The following is a 2,476-nucleotide window of genomic DNA, read 5'->3' as shown; positions in this document are numbered from 1 at the left end:
GCCCTCGAATTCGCGCGGGAACACCGTCTTGTAGGACTCCAGCGCGGCGACGGCGATTTCCTGGTCGCCGATCAGCGGCAACAGCGCCTGCGCCAGGCAGAACAGGTTCCAGTAGGCTACGTTGGGCTGCTGGTTGAAGGCATAGCGGCCGCTGGTGTCGCTGTGGTTGCAGATGTGGCGCGGATCGAAGCCGTCCAGGAACTGGAACGGCCCGTAGTCGATGGTGAGCCCGAGGATGCTCATGTTGTCGGTGTTCATCACGCCGTGGCAAAAGCCCACGGCCTGCCATTGCGCGAGCAGGGCGGCGGTGCGCTCGCTCACGGCTTCCAGGAAGGCCGCGTAGGCATTGCCGTTGAAGCGCTCGGTGGCGCGGCAGTCCGGGTAGTAGCGGTCGATGACGTAGTCGGCCAGCGCGCGCAGCTCGGCATCGCGCTGGTTGGCCGAGAAGTGCTCGAAGTGGCCGAAGCGGATGAAGCTGGGCGCCACGCGGGTCACGACGGCGGCGGTTTCGGGCATTTCGCGGTACACGCGTGCGTCGGAGCCCGTGACGCAGAGCGCGCGGGTGGTTGGGATGCCCAGGCCGTGCATGGCCTCGCTGCAAAGGAATTCGCGGATGCTGGAGCGCAGCACGGCGCGGCCGTCGGCGCCGCGCGAGTAGGGCGTGCGGCCCGCGCCCTTGAGCTGCACCTCGAGGCCGCCCTCGGTTTCGCCGAGCATGATGGCGCGGCCGTCGCCGAGCTGGCCGGCCCAGACGCCGAACTGATGGCCGCTGTACACGGTGGCGAAGGGCTGCGTTCCGGCGACGGGCAGGTTGCCGGTCAGTGCCGCCAGCGTGCCCTCCGATTGCCGCCAATCGGCCGGCAGGCCGAGCAGGCGGGCCGCCGCCTCGCTGTGGCCCACCCAGTAGGGGGGATCGGGCAGGGGTGTCGGCCGCAGTTCGGTGAGAAAGGCGGGGCCCAGCGCCCGGAATCCGGGTTTCCAGCGCAATCCCAGGTCCGCGGCGGCCGTGTCTTCAGCAAGCAAGCTCATGCCCGGATTGTCCGGCAGAGCGCGAGACCCCTGGCGATGCGGGCCATCGGAAGGTCGAGGCCCCTTCAGTGGGCGAGCGCCGGCGTGTCCCAGATGCGCGCCCTGTATTGGGCGGGCGGCAGCCCGAACCAGCGCTTGCAGGCCCGGAAGAAGTTGCTGCTGTCGACGAAGCCGAGCATGTCGGCCACGTCGGTGAGCGTGTGGCGGTCTTCCGCCAGGTACTGCTGCGCCAGCTCGCGGCGGGTGCGGTCGAGCAGCGACTGGAACGACACCGACTCCTGCTGCAGCCGCCGCTGCAGCGTGCGCTCCGCAAGGCCGAGGCCCGCGGCCACGTCCTGCCGGCGCGGTTCGCCTTGCGGCAGCCGGCGCGCGATCTCGGCGCACACCAGGGTGCTGGTGGTGGTCTGGCCCAGCAGGTTCAGCTGGTCGTCCAGCAGGTGCTCCTGCATCTCGCCCAACGTGGGGTGGTGGGTGGGCAGCGGCATCGCCATGTCGGCCGCCGACAGCAGCAACCGGTTGGCCGGCGCGTTGTAGCGGATTGCGCAGCCGAAGGCCTCGCGGTGCAGCCGGTCGTCGGCGGGCGGCGGATAGACGAATTCGAGCGCCAGCGGCTGCAGCTCGCGCCGCGTGAGCCACTGGCACTGCATGAAGACGGTCAGCAGGGCATATTCGACGCGCTGGCGCGGAATCGGCAGGCTGCCGCCGGTGTGCTCCATCGCCATCCAGCAGCCGCGCGCCTCGCGCTGCAGCGAGAAGGCGGTCGCGTCGGAGATGACCGCCATGTAGCGCGTGAGCCGCGCGAGCGCCGCGCCCAGGTCGGCGCTGCAGGCCATGGCGTGGCCGACCGTGCCCAGCTTGCTGTGCGTGGCGGCCAGGTCGCGCGCGAGGCCCAGCGTGGGCTTGCCGGCGCGAGCCACCGCCAGTTGCCAGAGCACCGAGATCTCGTCCACCGGAATGCGGGTGTTCTGCCGATGCAGCGAATCGGGGTCGAAGCCCGCGTCGCGCAGCAGCGAGGGCACGTCGATTCCTTCGGCCTCGAACATCGAGAGCACGCCTTCGAGCCAGGCGGCCGAACTGGTCCGCAGCTCGGGCTGCTGCGCGCAGCCGGACCGGCGTTGCGGCCGGCGCTGGGCATGCGGCATGGAGGCTCCTGAAGTCATTGAATTGGCGCGCTTGCGATAGCGGCGGAAACGGCGTGCGTTCCTAGAATTTTTGAGGGGTTCGGCGGGCCGGAGTATGGCCACCGGACGCGCAGGCAGGAATTCCGATTAACCCGGTGTGGAGACAAATAATGGACAAGGCACTGACAGCAGCGCTACGCGCCCGGCCAGAAATCCAGGGCATGGCGGCAACGGCCACGGCTGCGGCGGCGCGGGCACTGGCCGCGGCGGCCTGCCTGGCCCTCGCGGCCTGCGGCGGCGGCTCCTCGGGCGGGTCGTTCTCGTTC

At 70.2% G+C, this 2,476-nt stretch carries 2 protein-coding genes; both read right to left on the bottom strand.

The genetic code is table 11. From position 1 onward, the window contains the following. Nucleotides 1-1,029, bottom strand: a 1,029-nt coding sequence (locus AC1DOC_RS29255; protein ID WP_478131076.1) for a protein adenylyltransferase SelO, incomplete at its 3' end; no start/stop codon positions are given. Nucleotides 1,030-1,094: 65 nt separating this feature from the next. Then, nucleotides 1,095-2,171, bottom strand: a complete 1,077-nt coding sequence (locus AC1DOC_RS29250; RefSeq protein WP_027729943.1) for an AraC family transcriptional regulator — start codon at nt 2,169-2,171, stop codon at nt 1,095-1,097. Nucleotides 2,172-2,476 lie beyond the last annotated feature (305 nt).

Source organism: Variovorax sp. 01T439_2 (genome assembly GCF_056398445.1).
This window is presented reverse-complemented; position numbering and strand designations above follow the sequence as displayed.

What these genes read in the sequence shown, in the direction of transcription:
- AC1DOC_RS29250 (WP_027729943.1), bottom strand. Translation starts at nt 2,171, where the DNA reads ATGCCGCATGCCCAGCGCCGGCCGCAACGCCGGTCCGGCTGCGCGCAG.